The 23,737-nt window shown below is 60.6% G+C and carries 19 protein-coding genes and 2 tRNA genes; 20 read left to right on the top strand and 1 reads right to left on the bottom strand.

Annotated elements, in window-relative coordinates:
- Positions 1 to 124: 124 nt before the first annotated feature.
- From PSV40_RS16150 to PSV40_RS16075, 16 genes are all read left to right on the top strand, one after another.
- Positions 125 to 200, top strand: a tRNA-Trp gene (locus tag PSV40_RS16150).
- A gap of 131 nt (positions 201 to 331) precedes the next feature.
- On the top strand, positions 332 to 715 hold the full coding sequence (gene secE, locus PSV40_RS16145) for a preprotein translocase subunit SecE (protein ID WP_300539702.1): 384 nt from the start codon (positions 332 to 334) through the stop codon (positions 713 to 715).
- Positions 716 to 723: 8 nt separating this feature from the next.
- On the top strand, positions 724 to 1,311 hold the full coding sequence (nusG, locus tag PSV40_RS16140; protein WP_240523332.1) for a transcription termination/antitermination protein NusG: 588 nt from the start codon (positions 724 to 726) through the stop codon (positions 1,309 to 1,311).
- 147 nt (positions 1,312 to 1,458) lie between these two features.
- Positions 1,459 to 1,893, top strand: coding sequence for a 50S ribosomal protein L11 (gene rplK, locus PSV40_RS16135; protein ID WP_096671323.1), 435 nt, complete (start codon positions 1,459 to 1,461; stop codon positions 1,891 to 1,893).
- Positions 1,890 to 2,585, top strand: coding sequence for a 50S ribosomal protein L1 (gene rplA, locus PSV40_RS16130; RefSeq protein ID WP_096671327.1), 696 nt, complete (start codon positions 1,890 to 1,892; stop codon positions 2,583 to 2,585). Before rplK ends, rplA begins: the two co-directional genes overlap by 4 nt.
- Positions 2,586 to 2,851: 266 nt before the next feature.
- Positions 2,852 to 3,391, top strand: a complete 540-nt coding sequence (gene rplJ, locus PSV40_RS16125; RefSeq protein ID WP_293602759.1) for a 50S ribosomal protein L10 — start codon at positions 2,852 to 2,854, stop codon at positions 3,389 to 3,391.
- A gap of 29 nt (positions 3,392 to 3,420) precedes the next feature.
- Entirely contained in the window at positions 3,421 to 3,795 is a 375-nt protein-coding gene (gene rplL / locus PSV40_RS16120) for a 50S ribosomal protein L7/L12 (protein ID WP_300539698.1), read from the top strand.
- A 336-nt stretch (positions 3,796 to 4,131) separates the two neighbouring features.
- Positions 4,132 to 8,244 carry a DNA-directed RNA polymerase subunit beta gene (gene rpoB / locus PSV40_RS16115; RefSeq protein ID WP_300539697.1) on the top strand — a complete coding sequence of 1,371 codons (4,113 nt, stop codon included), beginning with the start codon at positions 4,132 to 4,134 and terminating at the stop codon, positions 8,242 to 8,244.
- Positions 8,245 to 8,272: 28 nt separating this feature from the next.
- The gene (gene rpoC / locus PSV40_RS16110) at positions 8,273 to 12,484 is read left to right on the top strand and encodes a DNA-directed RNA polymerase subunit beta' (protein ID WP_300539695.1); all 4,212 of its coding nucleotides are present in this window, start codon (positions 8,273 to 8,275) and stop codon (positions 12,482 to 12,484) included.
- A gap of 200 nt (positions 12,485 to 12,684) precedes the next feature.
- Complete coding sequence (locus PSV40_RS16105) at positions 12,685 to 13,278, top strand: LemA family protein (protein ID WP_300539693.1); 594 nt, start codon at positions 12,685 to 12,687, stop codon at positions 13,276 to 13,278.
- Positions 13,279 to 13,298: 20 nt separating this feature from the next.
- Entirely contained in the window at positions 13,299 to 14,294 is a 996-nt protein-coding gene (locus PSV40_RS16100; protein ID WP_300539692.1) for a M48 family metalloprotease, read from the top strand.
- A 169-nt stretch (positions 14,295 to 14,463) separates the two neighbouring features.
- On the top strand, positions 14,464 to 15,840 hold the full coding sequence (gene rsmB / locus PSV40_RS16095; RefSeq protein ID WP_300539690.1) for a 16S rRNA (cytosine(967)-C(5))-methyltransferase RsmB: 1,377 nt from the start codon (positions 14,464 to 14,466) through the stop codon (positions 15,838 to 15,840).
- Positions 15,821 to 16,492, top strand: a complete 672-nt coding sequence (locus PSV40_RS16090; protein ID WP_300539688.1) for a DUF4390 domain-containing protein — start codon at positions 15,821 to 15,823, stop codon at positions 16,490 to 16,492. The genes rsmB and PSV40_RS16090 overlap by 20 nt, the downstream gene beginning before the upstream one ends.
- Entirely contained in the window at positions 16,489 to 18,768 is a 2,280-nt protein-coding gene (locus PSV40_RS16085; RefSeq protein ID WP_300539686.1) for an ATP-binding protein, read from the top strand. Before PSV40_RS16090 ends, PSV40_RS16085 begins: the two co-directional genes overlap by 4 nt.
- Before the next feature lie 66 nt (positions 18,769 to 18,834).
- Positions 18,835 to 19,512, top strand: coding sequence for a response regulator (locus PSV40_RS16080; protein ID WP_300539685.1), 678 nt, complete (start codon positions 18,835 to 18,837; stop codon positions 19,510 to 19,512).
- An 18-nt stretch (positions 19,513 to 19,530) separates the two neighbouring features.
- Positions 19,531 to 19,606, top strand: a tRNA-Phe gene (locus PSV40_RS16075).
- Between the two features lie 1,113 nt (positions 19,607 to 20,719).
- Here the strand turns inward: PSV40_RS16075 and PSV40_RS16070 are convergent.
- The gene (locus PSV40_RS16070; protein ID WP_300539683.1) at positions 20,720 to 20,908 is read right to left on the bottom strand and encodes a hypothetical protein; all 189 of its coding nucleotides are present in this window, start codon (positions 20,906 to 20,908) and stop codon (positions 20,720 to 20,722) included.
- A 383-nt stretch (positions 20,909 to 21,291) separates the two neighbouring features.
- On the opposite strand from PSV40_RS16070, the gene PSV40_RS16065 reads away from it, so the two are divergent.
- From PSV40_RS16065 to PSV40_RS16050, 4 genes are all read left to right on the top strand, one after another.
- Positions 21,292 to 22,038, top strand: coding sequence for a hypothetical protein (locus PSV40_RS16065; RefSeq protein WP_300539681.1), 747 nt, complete (start codon positions 21,292 to 21,294; stop codon positions 22,036 to 22,038).
- 146 nt (positions 22,039 to 22,184) lie between these two features.
- Complete coding sequence (locus PSV40_RS16060) at positions 22,185 to 22,439, top strand: DNA-binding protein (RefSeq protein ID WP_300539680.1); 255 nt, start codon at positions 22,185 to 22,187, stop codon at positions 22,437 to 22,439.
- A 2-nt stretch (positions 22,440 to 22,441) separates the two neighbouring features.
- Positions 22,442 to 22,699, top strand: coding sequence for a helix-turn-helix domain-containing protein (locus tag PSV40_RS16055; RefSeq protein WP_300539678.1), 258 nt, complete (start codon positions 22,442 to 22,444; stop codon positions 22,697 to 22,699).
- A partial coding sequence (locus PSV40_RS16050) for an AAA family ATPase (RefSeq protein WP_300539676.1) occupies positions 22,696 to 23,737 on the top strand: 1,042 nt, incomplete at its 3' end. The genes PSV40_RS16055 and PSV40_RS16050, both read left to right, overlap by 4 nt.

Here is a 23,737-nt window from a genome sequence, read left to right as displayed (position 1 = left end):
GCGAGGGCGGCAAAACCGTCGGCGCCGGTGTCGTGGCCAAGATCATTGCGTAATTAGGTTCGTTTTTGGGGATGGGCCAATAACAAGGCTTTTTGCTCTGTCCCCAACTGATTGAGAGAGATGAAGGGGTATAGCTCAATTGGCAGAGCGTCGGTCTCCAAAACCGAAGGTTGTAGGTTCGATTCCTACTGCCCCTGCCACCCGGTTTCAAGGGTTGCTTGAAATCGAGAGTGGTGTGAAACAGAACTATGCAAGCCCGCCGGGAGTCCTTGGACCCCAGGTGGGCTTAAGCGTCTGAGAAGACGCGTGAAGAACAGGAAATCAGGCGATCATGGCCACTTCTCAAGTCGAAACCGTCAGCACGACAGCTGACAAGGCCAAGCTGGCCCTTGCCCTGGCATTGGTGCTGGGTGCGCTGGCGGGCTTTTACCTGCTCGCCAAGCAGGGTCCGATTGCCCAGTGGGGTGGCCTGATTGCTGGTCTGGTGGTGGCGGTGGTGGTGTTTTTGACCTCCGAGCCTGGCAAACAGTTCGTGGCGTTCGGGCGTGATTCCTGGCGCGAAGTCAAAAAAGTGGTCTGGCCGGCCCGCAAGGAAGCCATGCAGATGACGGCTTACGTCTTTGCATTCGTGGTGGTCATGGCACTCTTTTTGTGGCTCACCGATAAAACGCTCGAATGGGTGTTTTACGACCTGATACTGGGGTGGAAAAAATAATGAGCGATATGAACGGTGACGTGGTCAGCGAAGTGGCGGCTGGCGCATCCCTGCAACCGACCCCCGGCATGCAGTGGTATGTCGTGCATGCCTATTCGGGCATGGAGAAAGCCGTTGAACGCAATATTGTCGAGCGCATCAACCGCGCCGGCATGCAGGCCAAGTTCGGCCGTTTCCTGGTGCCCACCGAAGAAGTGGTCGAGATCAAGAACGGCCAGAAAAAAACGACGGAACGCCGTTTCTTCCCGGGCTATGTGCTGGTCGAGATGGTCATGGACGATGAAACCTGGCACCTGGTGAAACACACCAACAAGGTCACCGGGTTTGTTGGCGGCGCCAAAAACCGTCCCGCACCCATTTCCGAAGAAGACGTGCAGAAAATCGTCGACCAGATGCAGGTCGGCACCGAGAAGCCGCGGCACAAGGTCGAGTTTGAAACCGGCGAATACGTCCGGGTCAAGGACGGCCCGTTCACCGACTTCAACGGCACGGTCGAGGAAGTCAATTACGACAAGAACAAGGTGCGGGTGTCCGTTACGATTTTCGGTCGTGCAACGCCGGTTGAACTGGAATTCAGCCAGATCGAAAAAACGTAAGTTTTTTCGGCTGAGCGTCAGAAATTCGCGCCTTGCAACTCGGCGCGGAGGGTTCTTTTCGGAACCTGATTGAGTTGTGTAACCCCCGGGGAGCCCGGACCTGTCTTCTGACGGCGTCCAGGCGTTATGACCCGCAAGGAGAAAAGTATGGCGAAAAAAATCGTCGGCTTCATCAAGCTGCAAGTGCCAGCTGGTAAGGCGAACCCGTCCCCCCCGATTGGTCCGGCCTTGGGTCAGCGCGGCCTGAACATCATGGAGTTCTGCAAGGCGTTCAACGCCCAGACCCAGGGTGTTGAGCCAGGTCTGCCTTTGCCCGTGGTGATCACCGCGTACGCAGACAAGAGCTTCACTTTTGTCATCAAGACGCCTCCCGCAGGCGTCCTGATCAAAAAGGCCATCAAGCTGGACAAGGGTTCTGCCACACCGCACACGGTGAAGGTGGGCAAGATTTCCCGCGCACAGCTCGAAGAAATCGCGAAGACCAAAATGAAAGACATGACGGCTGCTGACCTCGACGCTGCAGTTCGCACGATTGCTGGTACGGCCCGCTCCATGGGCGTGTCGGTGGAGGGTGTTGTATGAGCAAGCTGACCAAACGTCAAAAAGCTGTTGGCGACAAGATCGACAGCAACAAGCTGTACCCGGTGGCTGACGCCCTGGGTCTGGTCAAGGAATTTGCCGTGGCCAAGTTCGATGAATCCATCGACGTGGCTGTGCAGCTTGGTGTTGACGCCAAGAAATCCGACCAGGTCGTCCGCGGCGCCGTCGTGTTGCCCAACGGCACCGGCAAGACCAAGCGTGTGGCCGTGTTTGCACAGGGCGCCAAGGCCGAAGAAGCCAAGGCTGCCGGTGCTGACATCGTCGGCATGGATGATCTGGCCGCCGACATCAAGGCCGGCAAGATGGACTTCGACGTCGTGATCGCCTCGCCTGACGCCATGCGCGTGGTGGGTACCCTGGGCCAGATCCTCGGCCCACGTGGTTTGATGCCCAACCCGAAAGTCGGCACGGTGACGCCTGACGTGGCAACGGCCGTGAAAAACGCCAAAGCCGGTCAAGTCCAGTTCCGCGTCGACAAGGCCGGCATCGTGCACGGCACGATTGGCCGCCGTTCGTTTGATACCGACAAGCTGCAGGGCAACCTGGCAGCGCTGATCGATGCCCTGACCAAGGCCAAGCCTGCGTCGAGCAAAGGTGTGTATCTGAGGAAAGTCGCGGTTTCGTCGACGATGGGTGTGGGCGTTCGCGTCGACACGCAAACCATCGCAGCGTAATTGCAGGTAATTTGAGCAGCTCCTCCCGGAGCTGTTCGATGTGGTGGGCTGCCGGGGTTTCGACTCCGGCAGGCCATCCAGGACCGTTGGTGCGGCAGGCTGCAAAGCCCACCGCTTAATCGTCGAAAGACAGCCAACGCAGATGGCGGTCCCGCTGCTTGAATGGTTTTGAAAAGAATCTGAAAAACAGTTGGTCGCTGAATATAGGCGTGTTGGCAGGATGGCGCGAAAGCAAGATCCGAAGGCACATTATTAAGGAGTAGACCTTGAGTCTCAACCGCAGTGAGAAACAAGCCGTCATTGATGAAGTGACCGGCCTCGCCGCTAAAGCTCAAACGCTCGTGATGGCGGAATACCGTGGCATCACGGTCGCTGACATGACCAAGCTGCGCAGCCAAGCCCGCGACAAAGGCGTGAACCTGAGTGTGTTGAAAAACACCCTGGCTCGCCGTGCCGTGGCAGGCAGCGCGTTTGATGTCCTGTCCGACCAGATGACCGGTCCGCTGATCTATGGCTTTTCCACAGACGCTGTCGCTGCCGCCAAGGTGGTTGCCGACTTCGCGAAAACCAACGACAAGTTGGTGATTCGCGCAGGCGCCATGGCAGGAAAAGTCCTGGACGTGAACGGCGTGAAGCAGCTTGCAAGCATCCCTTCGAAAGAAGTGCTGCTCGCCCAGCTGTTGGGCCTGATGCAATCCCCCATTTCGCGTACGGCACGAGTGCTGGCCGCGCTGGCGGAACAAAAAGGCGGCGGCAACGATGTGGTCGTAGCCGCAGAGCCCGCAGCAGAAGCTGCAGCGGCATAACCTGTACCAATTTTTTTTAGGAAATCAAAATGGCATTCGATAAAGACGCATTTTTGACCGCGCTGGATAGCATGACGGTCCTCGAACTCAACGACCTGGTGAAAGCCATCGAAGAGAAATTTGGCGTGAGCGCTGCAGCGATGTCTGCTCCTGCTGCTGGCGGCGGCGGTGCTGCTGCTGTTGCAGAAGAGAAGACCGACTTCAACGTCGTTCTGCTCGAAGCCGGCGCCCAGAAGGTGCAGGTCATTAAAGCGGTGCGTGAAATCACCGGCCTGGGCCTCAAAGAAGCCAAGGACCTGGTTGACGGTGCTCCCAAGAACGTCAAGGAAGGTCTTCCAAAAGCTGACGCAGAAGCTGCCAAGAAAAAGCTCGAAGACGCCGGCGCGAAAGTCGAACTCAAGTAATCCTTGTGTTTCGCGAAGGCTGGAAGACCGGGTTCGGCTTCCAGCCTTTCGTGCTTTCAAGGAGTGCTGGCGAAACGCCGCGCAAGCGGCTTTTCCAGCCTCCCTGGAATCACCGGCAAGCAGATTTGCAGAAAATCTTCTTGCCAGTGCTTCCTGACCCCGACTGCAGGAAACGCCTTGGTTCGGGCAGCGTGCAATGCGTTGCCGTCCGCCATGGTTGGTAGTGGCCAACCACCAAGTCTGTTTGATTACGTGGTGTATTCATTCAAGACAGTCGCCAGAGCTTAACAAACCGGTTGCCCGTACCGGTTTGTGTCCCATTAAAGCGGAGAACTCATGGCCTATTCCTATACCGAACGCAAGCGAATTCGCAAAAGTTTCGGCAGCCGCGAGAGCGTGCTGAAAGTCCCTTACCTGTTGCAAATGCAGAAAGACGCCTACACGGCGTTCCTGCAAGCCGACCGTGCGCCGCAAAAGCGCCAGGTCGAAGGCCTGCAGGCTGCGTTTGAAAACGCCTTCCCCATCGTCTCGCACAACGGGTTTGTCGAGATGAAGTTTCTCGAGTACAACCTGGCCAAGCCGGCTTTCGATGTGCGCGAGTGCCAGACCCGCGGCCTGACCTTTGCGTCGGCCGTGCGCGCCAAGGTCCAGCTGATCATTTATGACCGCGAGTCGTCGACGTCGCAGTCCAAGGTCGTCAAGGAAGTCAAGGAGCAGGAAGTCTACATGGGCGAAGTGCCGCTCATGACCGACAAGGGCTCGTTCGTCATCAACGGGACCGAACGCGTGATCGTGTCCCAGCTGCACCGCTCACCCGGCGTGTTTTTCGAGCATGACAAGGGCAAGACCCACAGCTCGGGCAAACTGCTGTTCTCGGCCCGCATCATCCCTTACCGCGGCTCGTGGCTGGACTTCGAGTTCGACCCGAAAGACATCCTGTACTTCCGTGTGGACCGCCGTCGCAAGATGCCGGTCACCATCCTGCTCAAGGCCATCGGCCTGAACCCCGAGTCCATCCTCGCGAACTTCTTCGTGTTCGACAATTTCCGCCTGATGGACAGCGGCGCGCAAATGGAATTCGTCGCCGAGCGCATGCGCGGCGAGGTGGCCCGTTTTGACATCACCGACAAGAACGGCAAGGTTGTTGTTGCCAAGGACAAGCGCATCACCGTGCGCCACACGCGCGAGCTCGAGCAAAGCGGCACCTCCACCATCAGCGTCCCCGAAGACTTCCTGATCGGCCGTGTGGTCGCCAGGAACATCGTTGACGCCGAAACCGGCGAGATCATCGCCAAGGCCAACGACGAGCTGACCGACGTGCTGCTGAAAAAGCTGCGTGTTGCCGGCGTGCAGGACCTGCAGGTGCTGTACACCAACGAACTCGATCAGGGTGCGTACATTTCGCAGACCCTGCGCTCCGACGAAACCGTTGACGAGTTTGCTGCGCGCGTGGCCATCTACCGCATGATGCGTCCCGGCGAGCCACCGACGGAAGACGCCGTCCAGGCCCTGTTCCAGCGCCTGTTCTACAACCCGGACACCTACGATCTGTCCAAGGTCGGCCGCATGAAGTTCAACGCCCGTGTGGGCCGCGACACCTCCACCGGCCCCATGGTCATGACCAACGAGGACATCCTCGCGGTCGTCAAGATCCTGGTGGACCTGCGCAACGGCAACGGCCAGGTCGACGATATCGATCACCTGGGCAACCGCCGCGTGCGTTGTGTCGGTGAACTGGCCGAGAACCAGTACCGCACCGGTCTGGCACGGATTGAAAAAGCCGTGAAGGAACGTCTGGGCCAGGCCGAGCAGGAGCCCCTGATGCCGCACGACCTGATCAACAGCAAGCCGATCTCCGCCGCCCTGAAGGAATTCTTCGGCGCTTCGCAGCTGTCCCAGTTCATGGACCAGACCAACCCGCTGGCCGAGATCACCCACAAGCGCCGTGTTTCGGCCCTTGGCCCCGGTGGCTTGACCCGCGAACGTGCCGGCTTTGAAGTGCGTGACGTGCACGTGACCCATTACGGCCGCGTCTGCCCGATTGAAACGCCTGAAGGTCCGAACATCGGCCTGATCAACTCGCTGGCCCTGTATGCCCGCCTGAACGAATACGGCTTCATCGAAACGCCGTATCGCCGCGTGATGGACGGCAAGCTCACGGACCAGATCGATTACCTGTCTGCCATCGAAGAAGGCAAATACGTGATCGCCCAGGCCAATGCCTTGCTCGATGATGCCGGCAAGCTGACGGGCGACCTGGTGTCGGCCCGTGAAAACGGCGAGTCCGTGCTGGTCGGCGCAGAACGCATCCAGTACATGGACGTGTCTCCCGCGCAGATCGTGTCGGTGGCGGCCTCGCTGGTTCCCTTCCTCGAGCATGACGATGCGAACCGCGCGCTGATGGGCGCCAACATGTCGCGTCAGGCAGTGCCTGTGCTGCGTCCGGAAAAGCCATTGGTTGGTACCGGCATCGAGCGCGTGGCTGCGATCGACTCGGGGACGGTCGTGACCGCCACCCGTGGCGGCGTGGTGGACTATGTGGATGCCACCCGCATCGTGGTGCGCGTCAATGACGCGGAAGCCCTGGCCGGTGAAGTGGGTGTGGACATCTACAACCTGATCAAGTACCAGCGTTCCAACCAGAACACCAACATCCACCAGCGTCCCATCGTCAAGATCGGCGACAAGCTGGCCAAGGGTGACGTGATTGCCGACGGCGCATCGACCGACTTGGGCGAGATCGCCATCGGACAGAACATGCTGATCGCCTTCATGCCCTGGAACGGCTACAACTTCGAGGACTCGATCCTCATTTCCGAGCGCATCGTCGCCGAAGACCGCTACACCTCGATCCACATCGAGGAGCTCGTGGTCATGGCGCGCGACACCAAACTCGGTGCGGAAGAGATCACCCGCGACATCCCGAACCTGTCCGAGCAGCAACTCAACCGTCTTGACGAGTCCGGCATTATTTATGTCGGTGCTGAAGTCCAGCCGGGCGACACGCTGGTGGGCAAGGTCACGCCCAAAGGCGAGACCACGCTGACGCCGGAAGAAAAGCTGCTGCGCGCCATCTTCGGCGAAAAGGCCAGCGACGTGAAAGACACCTCGCTGCGCGTGAGCCAGGGCTCGCAGGGTACCGTGATCGACGTGCAGGTCTTCACCCGTGAAGGCATCGTGCGCGACAAGCGTGCCCAGCAGATCATCGACGATGAGCTCAAGCGCTTCCGTCTGGACCTCAACGACCAGCTGCGCATTGTGGAAGCCGATGCGTTCGACCGTATCGAAAAGCTGCTGACCGGCAAGGTTGCCAACGGCGGCCCGAAAAAGCTGGCCAAAGGCACCAAGATCGACAAGGCCTACCTGACCGACGTCGAGAAGTACCACTGGTTCGACATCCGTCCGGCGGATGACGAAGTCGCTGCCCAGCTCGAGAGCATCAAGAACTCGATGGAGCAGACGCGTCACAGCTTTGACCTGGCTTTTGAAGAAAAGCGCAAGAAGCTCACGCAGGGCGACGAGCTGCCGGCCGGCGTGCTGAAGATGGTCAAGGTCTACCTGGCTGTCAAACGCCGCCTGCAACCCGGCGACAAGATGGCCGGCCGCCACGGCAACAAGGGTGTGGTGTCCAAGATCGTTCCGGTCGAAGACATGCCTTACATGGCCGACGGTACGCCGTGCGACATCGTGCTCAATCCGCTGGGCGTGCCTTCGCGGATGAACGTCGGCCAGGTGCTCGAAGTGCACTTGGGCTGGGCCGCCAAGGGCCTGGGCCAGCGTATCGGCGACATGCTGCAGGCCGAGGCCAAGGTGGCTGACCTGCGCAAGTTCATGGACACGCTGTACAACAAGTCGGGCCGTGCAGAAGACCTGTCCAAACTGTCGGATGGCGAGATCCTGCAGATGGCCGGCAACCTGACGGGCGGCGTGCCTTTTGCCACACCGGTGTTCGATGGTGCCTCGGAAGCCGAGATCATGGGCATGCTGCAACTGGCCTACCCGGACGACATCGCCAAGGGCAAGGGGCTGACGGCCACGCGCACCCAGGCGCAGCTGTATGACGGGCGCAACGGTGACGCTTTCGAGCGCACGACGACCGTCGGCTACATGCACTTCCTGAAACTCCACCACCTGGTGGACGACAAGATGCACGCACGTTCGACCGGCCCGTACTCGCTGGTCACGCAGCAGCCGCTGGGCGGCAAGGCGCAGTTCGGTGGACAGCGTTTCGGCGAGATGGAGGTCTGGGCACTGGAAGCGTACGGCGCCGCCTACACGCTGCAGGAAATGCTGACCGTCAAGTCCGACGACGTGCAGGGCCGTACCAAGGTGTACGAAAGCATCGTCAAGGGCGAGCACGCGATCACCGCCGGCATGCCGGAGTCGTTCAACGTGCTGGTCAAAGAGATTCGTTCGCTCGGTATCGATATCGAGCTGGAACGCAGCTAACCCAACAGGAAAGAAAAGGATTTAACACATGAAATCATTACTCGACCTGTTCAAGCAATTCACGCCGGATGAGCATTTCGATGCCATCAAGATCGGCATGGCTTCGCCCGAGAAGATCCGTTCGTGGTCTTTCGGCGAGGTGAAAAAACCTGAAACCATCAACTACCGCACCTTCAAGCCGGAGCGCGACGGTCTCTTTTGCGCCAAGATCTTTGGCCCCATCAAGGACTACGAGTGCCTGTGCGGCAAGTACAAGCGCCTCAAGCACCGCGGTGTCATCTGCGAGAAGTGCGGCGTTGAAGTCACGCAGACCAAGGTTCGCCGCGAGCGCATGGGTCACATCGACCTGGCCGCACCGTGCGCGCACATCTGGTTCCTGAAGTCGCTGCCGTCGCGTCTGGGCCTGGTGCTCGACATGACGCTGCGCGACATCGAGCGCGTGCTGTACTTTGAAGCGTATGTGGTGACCGACCCCGGCATGACCCCGCTGAAGAAATTCAGCATCATGTCGGAAGACGACTACGACGCCAAGCGCAAGGAATACGGTGATGAGTACACCGCCAAGATGGGTGCTGAAGGCATCAAGGACCTGCTCGAGGGGCTGGACCTTGACGACGAAATCAACAAGCTGCGCAATGACCTGACCGGTTCCGAAATCAAGATCAAGAAGAACGCCAAGCGTCTGAAATTGATGGAAGCGTTCAAGAAATCCGGCATCAAGCCGGGCTGGATGGTGCTGGACGTGCTGCCGGTGCTGCCGCCGGACCTGCGTCCGCTGGTGCCGCTCGACGGCGGCCGCTTTGCGACCTCCGACCTGAACGACCTGTACCGCCGCGTCATCAACCGCAACAGCCGCCTGCGCCGTTTGCTGGAACTGAAGGCGCCGGAAATCATTGCGCGCAACGAGAAGCGCATGCTGCAGGAAGCTGTGGACAGCTTGCTGGACAACGGTCGCCGCGGCAAGGCCATGACGGGCGCCAACAAGCGCGCCCTGAAGTCGCTGGCCGACATGATCAAGGGCAAGTCGGGCCGTTTCCGCCAGAACTTGCTGGGTAAACGCGTCGACTACTCGGGCCGTTCCGTCATTACCGTGGGCCCGACGCTCAAGCTGCACCAGTGCGGTTTGCCCAAGCTGATGGCGCTGGAACTGTTCAAGCCTTTCATCTTCTCGCGCCTCGAAGCCATGGGCATCGCGACGACGATCAAGGCTGCCAAGAAGGAAGTCGAATCCGGCACGCCGGTGGTGTGGGACATCCTGGAAGAGGTCATCAAGGAACACCCGGTGATGCTCAACCGTGCGCCTACGCTGCACCGTCTGGGCATCCAGGCCTTTGAGCCCATCCTGATCGAAGGAAAGGCCATCCAGCTGCATCCGCTCGTCTGCTCGGCCTTCAACGCCGACTTCGACGGTGACCAGATGGCTGTGCACGTGCCGCTGTCCGTGGAAGCACAGATGGAAGCCCGCACCCTGATGCTGGCTTCGAACAACATCCTGTTCCCCGCCAGTGGCGAGCCGTCCATCGTTCCGTCGCAGGACGTGGTGCTGGGTCTGTACTACACGACCCGCGACCGCACCAACGGCAAGGGCGAAGGCCTGGTGTTCTCCGACACCGGCGAAGTGCGCCGCGCCTTTGACGCGGGTGAACTCGACCTGAACGCCCGCATCAGCGTGCGCCTGACCGAGTACACCAAGGACAAGGAAACCGGCGAGTTCGTGCCATCGACCAAGCTGTGGGAAACCACCGGCGGCCGTGCATTGCTGTCCGAAATCCTGCCCAAGGGCCTGCCTTTCTCCAACCTGAACAAGGCGCTGAAGAAGAAGGAAATCTCCAAGCTGATCAACGTGTCTTTCCGCAAGTGCGGACTCAAGGAGACCGTGGTGTTTGCCGACAAGCTGCTGCAGTCGGGCTTCCGCCTGGCGACCAAGGCCGGCATTTCCATCTGCATCGACGACATGCTGATTCCCAAGGAAAAGCCGAGCATCATTGCGCGCGCCCAGAAGGAAGTCAAAGAGATCGAGCAGCAGTATGTCTCGGGTCTGGTGACCTCCGGCGAGCGCTACAACAAGGTGGTGGACATCTGGGGCAAGTCGGGCGACGAAGTGTCCAAGGTGATGATGGCCCAACTCTCGAAAGAGAAAGTCATCGACCGTCACGGCAAGGAAGTCGAGCAGGAGTCCTTCAACTCCATCTACATGATGGCCGACTCCGGCGCCCGCGGTTCTGCCGCGCAGATCCGCCAGGTGGCTGGCATGCGTGGTTTGATGGCCAAGCCGGACGGCTCCATCATCGAAACGCCGATCATGGCCAACTTCCGTGAAGGCCTGAACGTGCTGGAGTACTTCATCTCCACCCACGGTGCCCGAAAAGGCCTGGCTGACACTGCACTGAAAACCGCCAACTCCGGTTACCTGACACGCCGCCTGTGCGACGTGGTGCAGGATCTGGTGGTGACCGAGGACGACTGCGGCACGACCGACGGTTCGCTGATGCGCGCCATCGTCGAGGGCGGCGAGGTCATCGAATCGCTGCGCGACCGTATCCTCGGCCGCACCGCGGTTGAAGACATCCTGCACCCCGAGAACCGCGCCGTCCTGGCCAAGGCCGGCGTCATGCTGGACGAGGACCTGATCGACGAACTCGAAGCAGCCGGCGTGGACGAAGTCAAGGTGCGTACGGCACTGACCTGCGAAACCCGCTTCGGCCTGTGCGCCAGGTGTTACGGCCGTGACCTGGGCCGCGGCGGCCTGATCAACATCGGCGAGGCGGTCGGCATCATTGCCGCGCAGTCGATCGGCGAGCCGGGCACGCAGCTGACCATGCGTACCTTCCACATCGGTGGTGCGGCTTCGCGTGCGGCGATTGCCTCCAGCGTCGAAGCCAAGTCCAACGGCGTGATCGGTTTCAACGCACCGATGCGTTATGTGACCAACACCAAGGGTGAACTGGTCGTGATCGCGCGCTCCGGCGAAATCGTGATCCACGACGAGCATGGCCGCGAGCGCGAGCGCCACAAGGTGCCTTACGGCGCGATCCTGTCGGTGAAAGCCGACCAGACGATCAAGGCCGGCGCGATTCTGGCCAACTGGGATCCGCTGACCCGCCCCATCATCACCGAGTTCGCCGGCAAGGTGGCCTTTGAGAATGTGGAAGAAGGCGTGACGGTTGCCAAGCAGCTCGACGAGGTGACCGGTCTGTCCACCCTGGTGGTGATCGATCCCAAGCGCCGCGGCGCGACCAAGGTGATCCGTCCCCAGGTCAAACTGATCGATGCGACCGGCAACGAAGTCAAGATCCCCGGCACCGATCACTCGGTGACGATCGGCTTCCAGGTCGGTGCGCTGGTCCAGGTGCGTGACGGCCAGGACGTGGGCCCCGGCGAAGTGCTCGCGCGTATTCCGGTCGAAGGCCAGAAGACCCGCGACATCACCGGCGGTCTGCCGCGTGTGGCCGAGCTGTTCGAAGCGCGTACGCCGAAAGACAAGGGCACGCTGGCCGAGATGACCGGTACCGTGTCGTTCGGCAAGGAGACCAAAGGCAAGGTCCGTCTGCAGATCACCGATCCGGAAGGCAAGGTCTGGGAAGACCTCGTGCCCAAAGAGAAGAACATTCTCGTGCATGAAGGCCAGGTCGTGAACAAGGGCGAGTCGATTGTCGACGGCCCTGCCGATCCGCAGGACATCCTGCGCCTGCTGGGCATGGAAGAGCTGGCCCGCTACATCGTCGATGAAGTGCAGGACGTCTACCGCCTGCAGGGCGTGAAGATCAACGACAAGCACATCGAAGTGATTGTTCGCCAGATGCTGCGCCGTGTGGTGGTTGAAAACGTCGGTGAGTCCAGCTACATCGCTGGCGAGCAGGTCGAGCGCTCGGTCATTCTGGATGCCAACGATGCCCTGCGCGCCGAAGGCAAGATCCCGGCGACCTTCAGCAACCTGTTGCTCGGTATCACCAAGGCATCGCTGTCGACCGATTCGTTTATCTCTGCGGCTTCCTTCCAGGAAACCACCCGCGTGCTCACCGAGGCTGCCATCATGGGCAAGCGCGACGAGCTGCGTGGCCTGAAAGAGAACGTGATCGTCGGCCGCCTGATCCCCGCCGGCACCGGCATGGCCTACCACGAGGCACGCAAAGCGAAGGACCAGATGGACGACGCCGAGCGCCGTGCCATTGCCGAAGCCGAAGCGGCTGAACTCGAAGCCATGCCCGAGCAGACCAGCGAAGGTGCTGCCAGCGAGTAATTGCTGTTTTTGATGCTATAAAAAGCGTAGCGCCTCGCGCCCTGTTAATAAGGGCCCGAGGCGCTTTTTCATTGAAAATCAGGAATTGTCGTGCAGCCGCGCCGCGCGGACGTGCCGGCACGCTGTACAGCCGCCCGGCTTGTCGGCTAAAGTCGCCCGTGCCGGTTCGCGGCGGTTGCTGTTGATAGAAAGAAGGCCCCATGTCCACCCAGTCCCTGGTTTTGATTGTTGTGTTTGCCTTGCTGCTGTTCTGGGCCGTCGGGGCCTACAACCGGCTGGTGCGTCTGAAGAACATCATCGCCAACGCCTTCGGGCAGATTGATGTACAGCTCAAGCGCCGTTACGACCTGATTCCCAATCTGGTGGAGGCCGCCAAAAAATACCTGCTGCACGAGCGCGAGACGCTCGAAGCCGTGATCGCGGCGCGCAACCAAGCGCGGTCGGCCAGCGATGCTGCGCGCAGCCGCCCCACCCACGCGTCGGAAGTGCTGGCTTTGGCCGCCGCCGAACAGGCGCTCAGCGGCAGCCTGGGGCGCCTGTTCGCCCTGGCCGAGGCCTACCCCGAACTCAAGGCCGACAACACCATTCGCGAGCTCAGCGAGGAGCTGACCAGCACCGAAAACAAGGTGGCGTTTGCGCGCCAGGCCTACAACGATGCGGTGCTCGACTACAACAATGCACAGGCGCAATTTCCGGCCCTGCTGATTGCCCGCCTGTTTGGTTTTGCGGCATCGGCCATGCTCAGGGCCACGGAAACACCTGCCGAGCGTGAAGCGGTGCGTATCCAGATGTAGGGTGGCGGCAACAGGCCAACATGCGGTTTTTTGAGCACCAGGAGCGGGCCCGCGCCGAAACCCGGCAACTGCTGCTGCTGTTCGCCGTGACGGTGGCCGCCCTGGTGCTGGCCGTCAATGCCGCGCTGGCCCTGACCTGGCATCTGCTGACGCCGGGTGGGACGGGCTACCCGGCGTATTTTTTCAGCGTCAACACCGGCATGACCCTGCTCTTTGTGCTGGGTGGCTGGTGGCTGGAGACCTCCAGCCTGCACGGTGGCGGTGAAAAACTGGCGCGGCGTGTGGGTGCCCGTGAAGCCTGGCCCGCCAGCCGGCTCGATGAGCAGAAGCTTTGCAACATTGCGGCCGAGCTCGCCATTGCCGCCAGCATGCGCGTACCGCAGGTCATGGTGCTGGAGCGCCAGAGCAGCATCAATGCCTTTGCCGCCGGCTGGGACGAGGACGACGCGGTCATCGCCGTCACGCGCGGCGCGCTCGACCGCTTGAGCCGCGACGAACTGCAGGGTCTGGTGGCCCATGAACTGAGCCATATCCGTGAAGGCGATACCCGGCTCAACATGCGCCTGGCGGGTATGGTGTTCGGGCTGGAGTTGATCTTCAACCTGGGCGCCGGCATGTGTGAGCCCGACGAGAACAACCGGCGTTCCGTGCTGGCGCTGCCGGGCCTGGCCATCCTGGCGGCCGGTTTTCTCGGCTGGCTGGCGGGCCGCGCCCTGAAGGCGGCGGTGTCGCGCCAGCGCGAGTTTCTGGCTGATGCACGTGCGGTCCAGTTCACGCGCAGCCGGGATGGCCTGGGGGGTGTGCTGCGCAAGGTGGCCAGCCCGCAGGGCGCGGGCCGCACGGCAAGTTTTCATCCGGCGGTGCAGCACATGCTGCTGGTCGGGCAACAGGGCGGGGCGCACTGGCTGGACTCGCACCCGCCGCTGGCCGAACGTATCCGCCGGATTTACGGCCGCGCCATGCCGGGGCTGGCCGACGGCGAAATCGCGCCGACCCGACCTGACGCCCTGTATTGAGCCCGGAACCCGCCGGACAGGCGGGGGCTCTGCGATGAACCGGGCCAGCCGCATCTGGGCGCACACCCTTGCCTGACCGGTTGCCAGGGCTGGTCTAATAGGTGCTGTGCCGCCCGCCTCCGGGCGGCTTGAAGCGGCAGTCCCCCAAGGGTCTGCCGTCACAGGATCCATGCAAGACAACAAGACCACCCCCATCCCTCTGTGGCGCCAGCTGCAGGGGGCGGCTTTTCTATTGATGGCCGTTCGCAGCGGCCGCTCCATGACCGCCGCGCTCGAAGACATCGACACCACCCTCCGGCCCGGCGTGCAGGCCCTGGGTTTTCACGCGCTGCGCTGGCTGGGCCGGGCCGAAGCCCTGCGCCAGCAACTGGCCCAGCGGCCGCCACCGCCGGAGGCCGACGCCCTGCTCTGTGTCGCTTTGGCGCTGGCCTGCACGGAAAGCGGCTCAGACAACGCTGCTGCCGGTCACCCGCCGGAAGGCGACAGCCCCCGCTACACCGCCTACACGCTGGTGGACCAGGCCGTGGAAGCCGCCAAGCGCGACGAGGCCACGGTGCACCAGGCCAGCTTCATCAACGGTTGTCTGCGCCGCTTCCTGCGCGAGCGCGACGCTCTGATGGCTGCGACGGAAAAACATCCGCAGGCGGTCTGGAATCACCCGCAGTGGTGGATAGACCGGGTGCGCAAGGACCATCCGGACAGCTGGCAGGCCATCCTGCATGCCAACAATGCCAAAGCACCCCTGATCCTTCGGGTTAATACAAGAAAAACGACCCCAGCCCAATACCTGAAAGCGCTGGAAGCTATGAATATCGTAGCAACTCAGGTGGGCCCGCAGGGGGTGGTGCTGGCGACGCCGAGCGCGGTGACGGCACTGCCCGGGTATGCCGAGGGGCATTTTTCGGTGCAGGACGCCGCGGCGCAGATGGCGGCCCCCCTGCTGCTGGACGGTCTGGCCCCAGCCGATGGCGCGCCCTTGCGGCTGCTCGATGCCTGCGCCGCGCCCGGCGGCAAGACGGCGCACCTGCTGGAACTCGCCGACTGCGAGGTCACGGCGCTTGACATTGACGCGCGCCGTTGCGAGCGCATGGCGCAGAACCTGCAGCGCCTGGGCCTGCAAGCGGACATCCGTGTGGGGGACGCCGCCCACCCCGATGGCTGGTGGGACGGCCGGCTCTATGACGGCATCCTGCTCGATGCACCGTGCACCGCATCGGGGATTGTGCGGCGCCACCCGGACGTGCGCTGGTTGCGCCGGCCGACCGACATCGCCCAACTGGCCGAGCTGCAGGCGCGGCTGCTGGAAACGCTGTGGCCGCTGCTCCGGCCGGGCGGCCGGTTGCTGTACTGCACCTGCTCGGTTTTCAGGGCGGAAGGTGAGCAGCAGGCCCAAACGTTTGTTACGCACCACAAAGACGCCCATTTCATGCCATCACCCGGGCATTTGCTACCCCAAAGTGGCGCCCGGGAGACCGTCTTCCCGGACAATTTGGAAGGTGAGCACGACGGTTTCTTTTACGCAGTTTTTGAAAAACGCAAAGCCTGACCCGGTGCTGCGGCGGCTACTAGCGTTCTGGGTGTGCACCGTGATGGCGCTTGCCAGCCACGCGGCGCTGGCGACCGAGGTGAGCCATTTGAAGATGGAGCGCTCCGACGAGGGCGTGTACCTGTCGGCCAGCATCCAGTTCGAGCTGCCCCCGGCGGTTGAAGACGCACTGCTCAAGGGCATCCCCATGTTTTTCGTGGCCGAGGCCGACATCTACCGCAGCCGCTGGTACTGGTACGACAAACGCATTACCACGGCGACGCGCACCATGCGCCTGGCGTTTCAGCCGCTGACCCGGCGCTGGCGTCTCAATGTGTTGCCCGGCGCCATCAGCGTCACCGGCTTGCGTGCCTCCTTCAGCCAGAATTACGATCATCTCGACGATGCGGTGGCGTCGATCCAGCGCTTTTCGCGCTGGCGGATTGCCGATGCGGCGGAAGTCGAGCCCGGTGTCCGGCACAACGTCGATTTCCGCTTCCGGCTCGACCTCTCGCAACTGCCGCGCCCCTTCCAGATCGGCGTGGCGGGGCAGAAAGACTGGGCCATCGCCGTCGAAACCAACCGCGACCTGGTGGCCGAGCCGATTCGCGACCTGTCCCGGGACGCCACCCGGGACCAATCCAGGGAAGCCGTCAAAGAGGCGGAAAAGTGAACCTGAAGAGCAATGTGTCGTCGCTGAAAAGCAGTCCGGCTTTTCGCTGGACGGTGGGTGTCGGCGTCGGCACCATGGCCGCGCTGGGGCTGGTGCTGCTCTTTTTGCTGACCCAGGCCACCGGCAACCGCGAGCTCTACGAACGCAACTACGTGCTGCTGTTCGGCCTGAACGTGGCGGTGGCCGCCTTGCTGCTGCTGGTCATCAGCTGGATCGTGCTGCGCCTGATCCTGCGCCTGCGCAAGGGCAAGTTCGGCAGCCGCCTGCTGGTCAAGCTGGCCGCCATTTTTGCGCTGGTGGGCCTGCTGCCCGGCACGATGATTTACGTGGTGTCCTACCAGTTCGTCTCGCGCTCGATCGAAAGCTGGTTTGACGTGAAGGTCGAAGGCGCGCTGGACGCCGGTTTGAACCTGGGCCGGGTCACGCTCGACACGCTGGCCACCGAACTGGGCAACAAGACCCGCGCGGCCGCGGGGCAACTGACGCAGACTCCCGATGCCTCGGCTGGCCTGGCACTGGAGCGCCTGCGCGAGCAGCTGGCCGTCAGCGACGTCGTGTTGTGGTCGGCCTCCGGGCAGATGATTGCCAGTGCCGGTGATTCGCGTTACTTCCTCAAGCCCGAGCGCCCGCCGGCGCAACTGCTGCGCAGTGCCCGCAACCAGCGCGTGGCCACGCAGATCGAGGGGCTCGACGAGGTGGCCTTGCCCGGCGCCGAGCCGCCCGGCAGCGCGGCAAGCCTCGCCGCAGGCAGTGCGACACCGCCCCGCATCAAGGCCCTGGCACTGATCAACAACCCCAACGTCGGCCTGCTCGGCGAGATACGCTTCCTGCAGGTGACCGAGGTGTTGCCGGCCAGCCTGGTGGCCAATGCCATTGCCGTGCAGGAAGCCAACCGCGAGTACCAGGAGCGCGCCCTGGCCCGGGGTGGCCTGCGCAAAATGTACATAGGCACACTCACGCTCAGTTTGTTCCTGGCCGTGTTCGGCGCGGTGCTGCTGGCGGTGGTGCTGGGCAACCAGCTGGCCCGGCCCCTGCTGGTGCTGGCCGAAGGGGTGCGCCAGGTGGCACAGGGCGACCTGACGCCCAAGGCGGCGCTGCAGGGCAAGGACGAACTGGGCGGGCTGACCCGCTCTTTTGCCGACATGACCCAGCAACTGGCCGACGCGCGCGGCGCGGTGCAAAAAAGCATGGACCAGGTGGATGCCGCTCGTGCCAATCTGCAAACCATCCTGGACAACCTGACCGCCGGTGTCATGGTGCTGGACCTCAAGGGGCACATCCAGACCAGCAACCCCGGTGCCACGCGCATCCTGCGTGTGCCGCTGGCGGCTTACCACGGGCGTTCGCTCAGCGACATCCCCGGGCTGGAAGTTTTTGCGCAAGGCGTGCACGCCCAGTTCGACGCCTACTTTGGCGAGAACCAGCTGCACGACGTGGAGCACTGGCAGCAGTCGTTCGAACTCAACGCCGCCCAGCCCGGCGCGCCCGACAACGCGATCACGCTGATTGCCCGCGGCGCCAAGATGCCGGGCAACGAATGCCTGCTGGTGTTCGACGACGTGTCCGAAATGGTCTCGGCCCAGCGCGCCCAGGCCTGGGGCGAAGTGGCGCGCCGGCTGGCCCATGAAATCAAGAACCCGCTCACCCCCATCCAGCTCTCGGCGGAACGGCTGGAGATGAAGCTCACCGGCAAGGTGGCCGAGCCCGAGCAGATCCTGCTGACCAAATCGGTCAAGACCATCGTTGACCAGGTCGATGCGATGAAACGCCTGGTCAACGAATTCCGCGACTATGCCCGCCTGCCGGCCGCCGAGCTTAAGCCCGTCGACCTCAATGCCCTGGTCAACGACGTGATGCAGCTGTATGCCAACGAGAATGCGGTAGTGCCGGTCTACACCGAGCTCGACCCGGTTTGCCCCCCCATCAAGGCAGATTCGCAACAGATCCGGCAGGTTATTCACAACTTGTTGCAAAACGCCCAGGATGCCCAGGAAGGCCGGCCTGAGGGACGCGTGCTGCTCAAAACGGAGTACTCCGAGACCTCCAGGCGGGTGCGTCTGACGGTGCGCGATAACGGCACGGGCTTCCCGGAACACATCCTGAAACGGGCGTTTGAGCCCTACGTCACGACCAAGGTCAAGGGCACCGGTCTGGGGCTGGCCGTCGTCAAAAAAATCGCCGACGAACACGGCGCACGGGTTGATATTTCGAATCGCGTGGTTGACGGCGCCGTTCAGGGGGCCCAAGTATCGTTATCATTCGCAGTTGTGACATAACAACACTGCGGGCCCGGAGGTGGGTACCGCAGAATTGACAACTGCAGGCAGGGGTAGCGTTTCAACATGGCAAACATTCTGGTAGTTGACGACGAGCTGGGCATACGTGACCTGCTCTCCGAAATTCTCAACGACGAAGGACATCAGGTCGAACTCGCGGAAAACGCTGCGCAGGCCCGCGCCGCGCGTGGCCGCTCCCGGCCGGACCTCGTGCTGCTCGATATCTGGATGCCGGACACCGATGGTGTGACGCTCCTCAAGGAATGGTCGTCCAGCGGCCTTCTGAGCATGCCGGTGATCATGATGAGTGGCCACGCCACCATAGACACTGCCGTGGAAGCCACCAAGATCGGCGCGATTGCATTTCTCGAGAAACCCATCACGCTGCAAAAGCTGCTCAAGGCGGTCGAACATGGCCTCCTCAAATCGGCAGGCCGCAAACCGCTGGCAGCCCCTGCGGCACTGCTGCATGCGGTGGACATGACGGTGGAGGTCGCGATGACCGGCCTGGTCATGCCGGTGGCGGTGGACCTCGGTCCGCAGGCCACCCAGAGCTTTCTGCTCGAAAAGCCGCTACGCGATGCGCGCGACGAGTTCGAAAAAGCCTATTTCGAGTTCCACCTGGCCAAGGAAGGCGGCTCCATGACCCGCGTGGCAGAGAAGACCGGGCTGGAGCGCACCCACCTGTACCGCAAGCTCAAACAACTCGGCGTGGACCTGACCCGGGGCAAGCGCGCCGCCTGATATATAATCTTAGGCTCAGGCCCGGTAGCTCAGTCGGTAGAGCAGAGGATTGAAAATCCTTGTGTCGGTGGTTCGATTCCGCCCCAGGCCACCAGTTAGACCCTTATGGGTATTAGAAACCCCGCTATTGATTTGGTAGCGGGGTTTTTTCTTTGCCTGCGATGTAACGGTGGATGTAAGCAGATCCCACGAATTTGCCGCTGATGGAGGCCGTTGATTGGGGCAAGGTGGTGCCTGAGCGCTTTCGGTCTGAGCGCGGGCTGAGGTAGCCCCTTGGGGGCGGACGGGCAGAGGCTAATGCCGCGCAGCGGTGAGGCCCAGGGTGGGCGGGGGCAGACACAAGATGACTGGCCGAAGGCCACCGACTAAAACAATGCGCGCAGAGCCTAACTAATGCAAAGGTGCTGGCACACCACAAGGGCGTGCAGACGGCGGCGCGTAGGGCGCGAATGCGAACGGGGAGCGCCTACGACTGAACGACCGTCTCCAGCGAAGGCCACTTTGCATAAGGCCCGTTTTGGAAACCCGTGAGGGCGCGCAGCGGTGCGGGGCACCAAGTGGAGCTTCAGCGGAACGACTGCCCTGCACTTTCTAAAATGCGGCCTTATGTAAAAGCGAAGCGGGTGGCCGTAGCGGGCATGCCCTACAGTTGCCACTGAAACCACGACTTGCCAGGCCGAGCCGCAGGCGACGGCTGATCCAGCACGATGCGCAAGCGAGCCGACAACATATCTGCGCTTCAGCGCACTGGCTGACATCTGCGAAGCACTGGACAACACTCCGGCTGCTTGGTAAGGGCTGTACTCAGCCGTTACCACTGACTAAAGCCCAGGACCATAAAGCAGACGAAAAGCGGTGATGCTGGCCGGGCTGCCACGAAGCGTGCAACGCGCACGGGGCAGAACGGCTGGCATGACCGCGCTGCAGGTCAACACCACGCGGCCGCTTTGTGCACTTTGGCAATGGCAGTAATCTGCCGTTGCCACTGGCTGACACTCCATAGCAGCGAACAGAGCCAAGCGGTGATGTGGCGTCGGCACCAAGCGCAGCGACTGGCGGCGGTGCATGACCGCGTAGCTCGCCGATTTCACGCGACAGCTTGGTGTGCTTGGCCAGGGCGGTACTCCGTCGTGGTCACTGACTGTCCGTGATGTGTAGTATGTAATGTGTAAAGGACTTAACCTACCCATGAGGGTAGGCAAAGTACTTAAGCGGTGGCAAGTTCCTTGGTGAGCAGGAGCTGCTGCTTGGCACGATCGTGACGTGACTGGTCCACGTATGCGAGGGACATCTCCTCACCTACGGTAGTGATGTTGTCGAGGATCTTTGCACTGCGTTCGAGAGCAGTGAAGAGGGTGGTGAAGAATGCGAACAGTTGACCGATTGCTTTGCCCATGACGATCCTTAAGGTTGATGGAATGAGGTAGCTAACCCCCACAGCATGGGCGTAGCCCAAGAAACGTCACGCAGGGTGAAGCGGGGGGGGGGGGTAATCCGCTGTGTGTCGCGCTCCCTTTGAGTTCTGGGTTGACACCCAGATTAGATTTTTCACCAAACCCCGAAGCTCCCAACAAAAAAAATTCCCCCAAAAATTTCTCAAATTTTTTTATATGTCGAGCCAAGTGCAGGAGTCGCTACAGTCAGAGGTGAATTGATTCAATTAGCCAAGGAAAAATGGTCAGACGAGTTATCCACGCCTCGCCCGACTGCGCGAAAACGAACTACCCCTTGCTCGCTGGCGTGGGTTCGATTTGATGTGAATACTGATAAGGGACGAGCATGAATTTTGATGAAATTGATTGGGGTAAAGAAGAGTGGGATGGACAGGATTGGGATGATTCCCGATTGAGGGACTATCTGGCCTACGATTGCTGGACACCACATATTGGATTGTGCTCACTAACCGGTTTTGATTACCTCACATCCGAAAAGGGCGACCATAGCGCACCAGCGCGATTTGAATTCACGAGTGCACTATCCCCATCTGCCTTCATGAATTCGGATGAAAAAGATCAAGAGTCGGCCGATTCACTACTCATCAGAATGAATGAAGACCACGATCGGCTTCGAGGCTTTTGGGAGAACTCTGGCAAGGATATAAAAGCTGAAGATCACTCGCCGAAGTTTTTTATTGAATGGGCATCAAAAAAAGGATTCTCCCCCGATTGGTTGGGTTGGGCAATCGAGAGAAAACTTTATGTTCCAAAGCAGGAGGCGGATGAAACCTCGCTGTCAGACTTTGATAAAACCAGTATTGTCCGCCCGCCTGACATAGCTAAAGATTCGCCCAAGGGGGCAGTGTCAGCGGCTGAAACCAAAGAACAGCGACAAGACCGGCGCCTTTCTGCCTGCGAAACTGCCGGGCTGGTTATGCCAAAGAGCGATAGGGGGAGACTACCTGATGGCGTGGGTAAAGTTGCAGACCGCGAAGGCGTGTCACGGCAGGCTTTTTCAGTGGACGTAAAGGCCGCGCTAGCCCGCCGAGAAGCCATTACAAAACCGGGGCGCTTGGTTCGTCAAACCTGATGCAGGCGCCTGCATTTGCCTGCATTTGATAGCGGGTTTTCATTGGCAAACTGAAGTTGCAAGCATGTTGCAGTTTGCGTACATGGGTATGCAAAAACGGTACTCCATATCGCTGAGCCTTTTCAGTGATATCGAAATACCAAACCATGAAAAACGCAACCCTTCACAGAAGCGAGGTTCGCCAACAAGCGGACACCACGACCTTCACTCCCCTGGCGCAAGTGCAGCGTACCCACGTTGACACCAACGCCGCCGCCTTTTACATGAACCGCCGCCCTCAAACTTTGAGAGGTTGGCATTGTCATGGCGACTTCCCTACTAATGGTTTGCGCCCGCTGGTGCTCAACGGCCGTCTGGCTTGGAGCGTTGCGGCGATCAAAGCAGCAATGGGGGTTAAATAAAAATGATGATAAGTATTCAAGCCCCGAAACTACAGGGAGCGCTGAAGCAGATGATTGAGATATTGAATGCCAACCAGTCCGATTGCGTCAGCACTTTGGACTTTTTAGACAAAGGAATATTGAGTCCCGCTGCTGGTATTGCTATCTTGAAAAAGAAGGGTGTGATTTTTGAAACTACTTATCGAACGCTAACTGATCGGTCAGGAAGGGTTCGTAAAAATATAGCATGCTACAAAATCGTGGGGGTAGCCGTTCTATGAACTCAAATGAAAACGCCTCGAGAGCAACCGAGGCGAGCAATCCAAAACATTGCATAACGAAAATGTCGGAAAAGTTCGATCTTCGCAGCGAGTTTAAGTGCTCACTATTTTCCAGCGTTTCCGCTGCTGACGCTCGGACGCTAGTGGATATGCCATCTGACACGGCTGCCAACGAAGCGATGCAGGACGATCATGCCGCTGCATTGTTTGATCTGCTGGACTCCTCTGGCCAACCTGCAATGCGTTACGAGCTGCTGACTGATGATGACCTGGGAAGGCTTCCGCCAATCCAATGGAGAATCAAAAATGTGCTGCCTGAACAGGGCATAGCTGTTGCATACGGTCCGAGCGGTTCAGGGAAGTCATTCCTCGTGTTGGATATGCTGCAAAGCCTTGCTTCTGGCCGTGAATGGTTTGGGCGAAAGGTGAAGCAGTGTTCTGTGACTTATATCGTGCTCGAGGGTGAAGCGGGGTTGGCTGGCCGTGTTTCTGCACATCGCATTCAGCATGGTTCGACTTCCATGAATATCCGTTACATGGTGCAGCCGTTTAGGCTGCTGGATGCTGACGATATTAACGAACTCGTGCAAGCCATCCAAGCCGCCGGCACCGGTGATGTGGTTGTACTGGATACGCTGAGCCGAGCCACGCCAGGAACTGATGAGAATGACAGCAAGGCCATGGGACAAATTATTGCGAACGCCAAGTTACTGCAAGACTTGATCGGCGGGCTGGTGCTGTTGGTTCACCACACTGGAAAGGACGCATCGAAAGGCATGAGGGGCCACTCTTCTCTTCACGCTGCCCTGGATTGCGCCATAGAAGTCAGGCGTCACGGTGACCGGCGCGAATGGGTAATTGCCAAAAGCAAGGACGGCGAAGACGGTGCATCGCATCCGTTCAAGTTGGAGGTCGTGTCATTGGGACGCGATAACGATGGGGAGGAAATCACTTCGTGCGTGGTTGTGCCGGATGAATCGGCGCGGAGCCTGTCAGAAATTTTGTGTGTGAGGCATAACATGTCACGAAGGAACATGA

Source organism: Polaromonas sp. (assembly GCF_029945925.1).
In the GTDB taxonomy this organism is placed as follows: domain Bacteria; phylum Pseudomonadota; class Gammaproteobacteria; order Burkholderiales; family Burkholderiaceae_C; genus Polaromonas.
The sequence above is the reverse complement of the archived record's forward strand: the minus strand, read 5'-3'. Positions and strand labels throughout refer to the sequence as shown.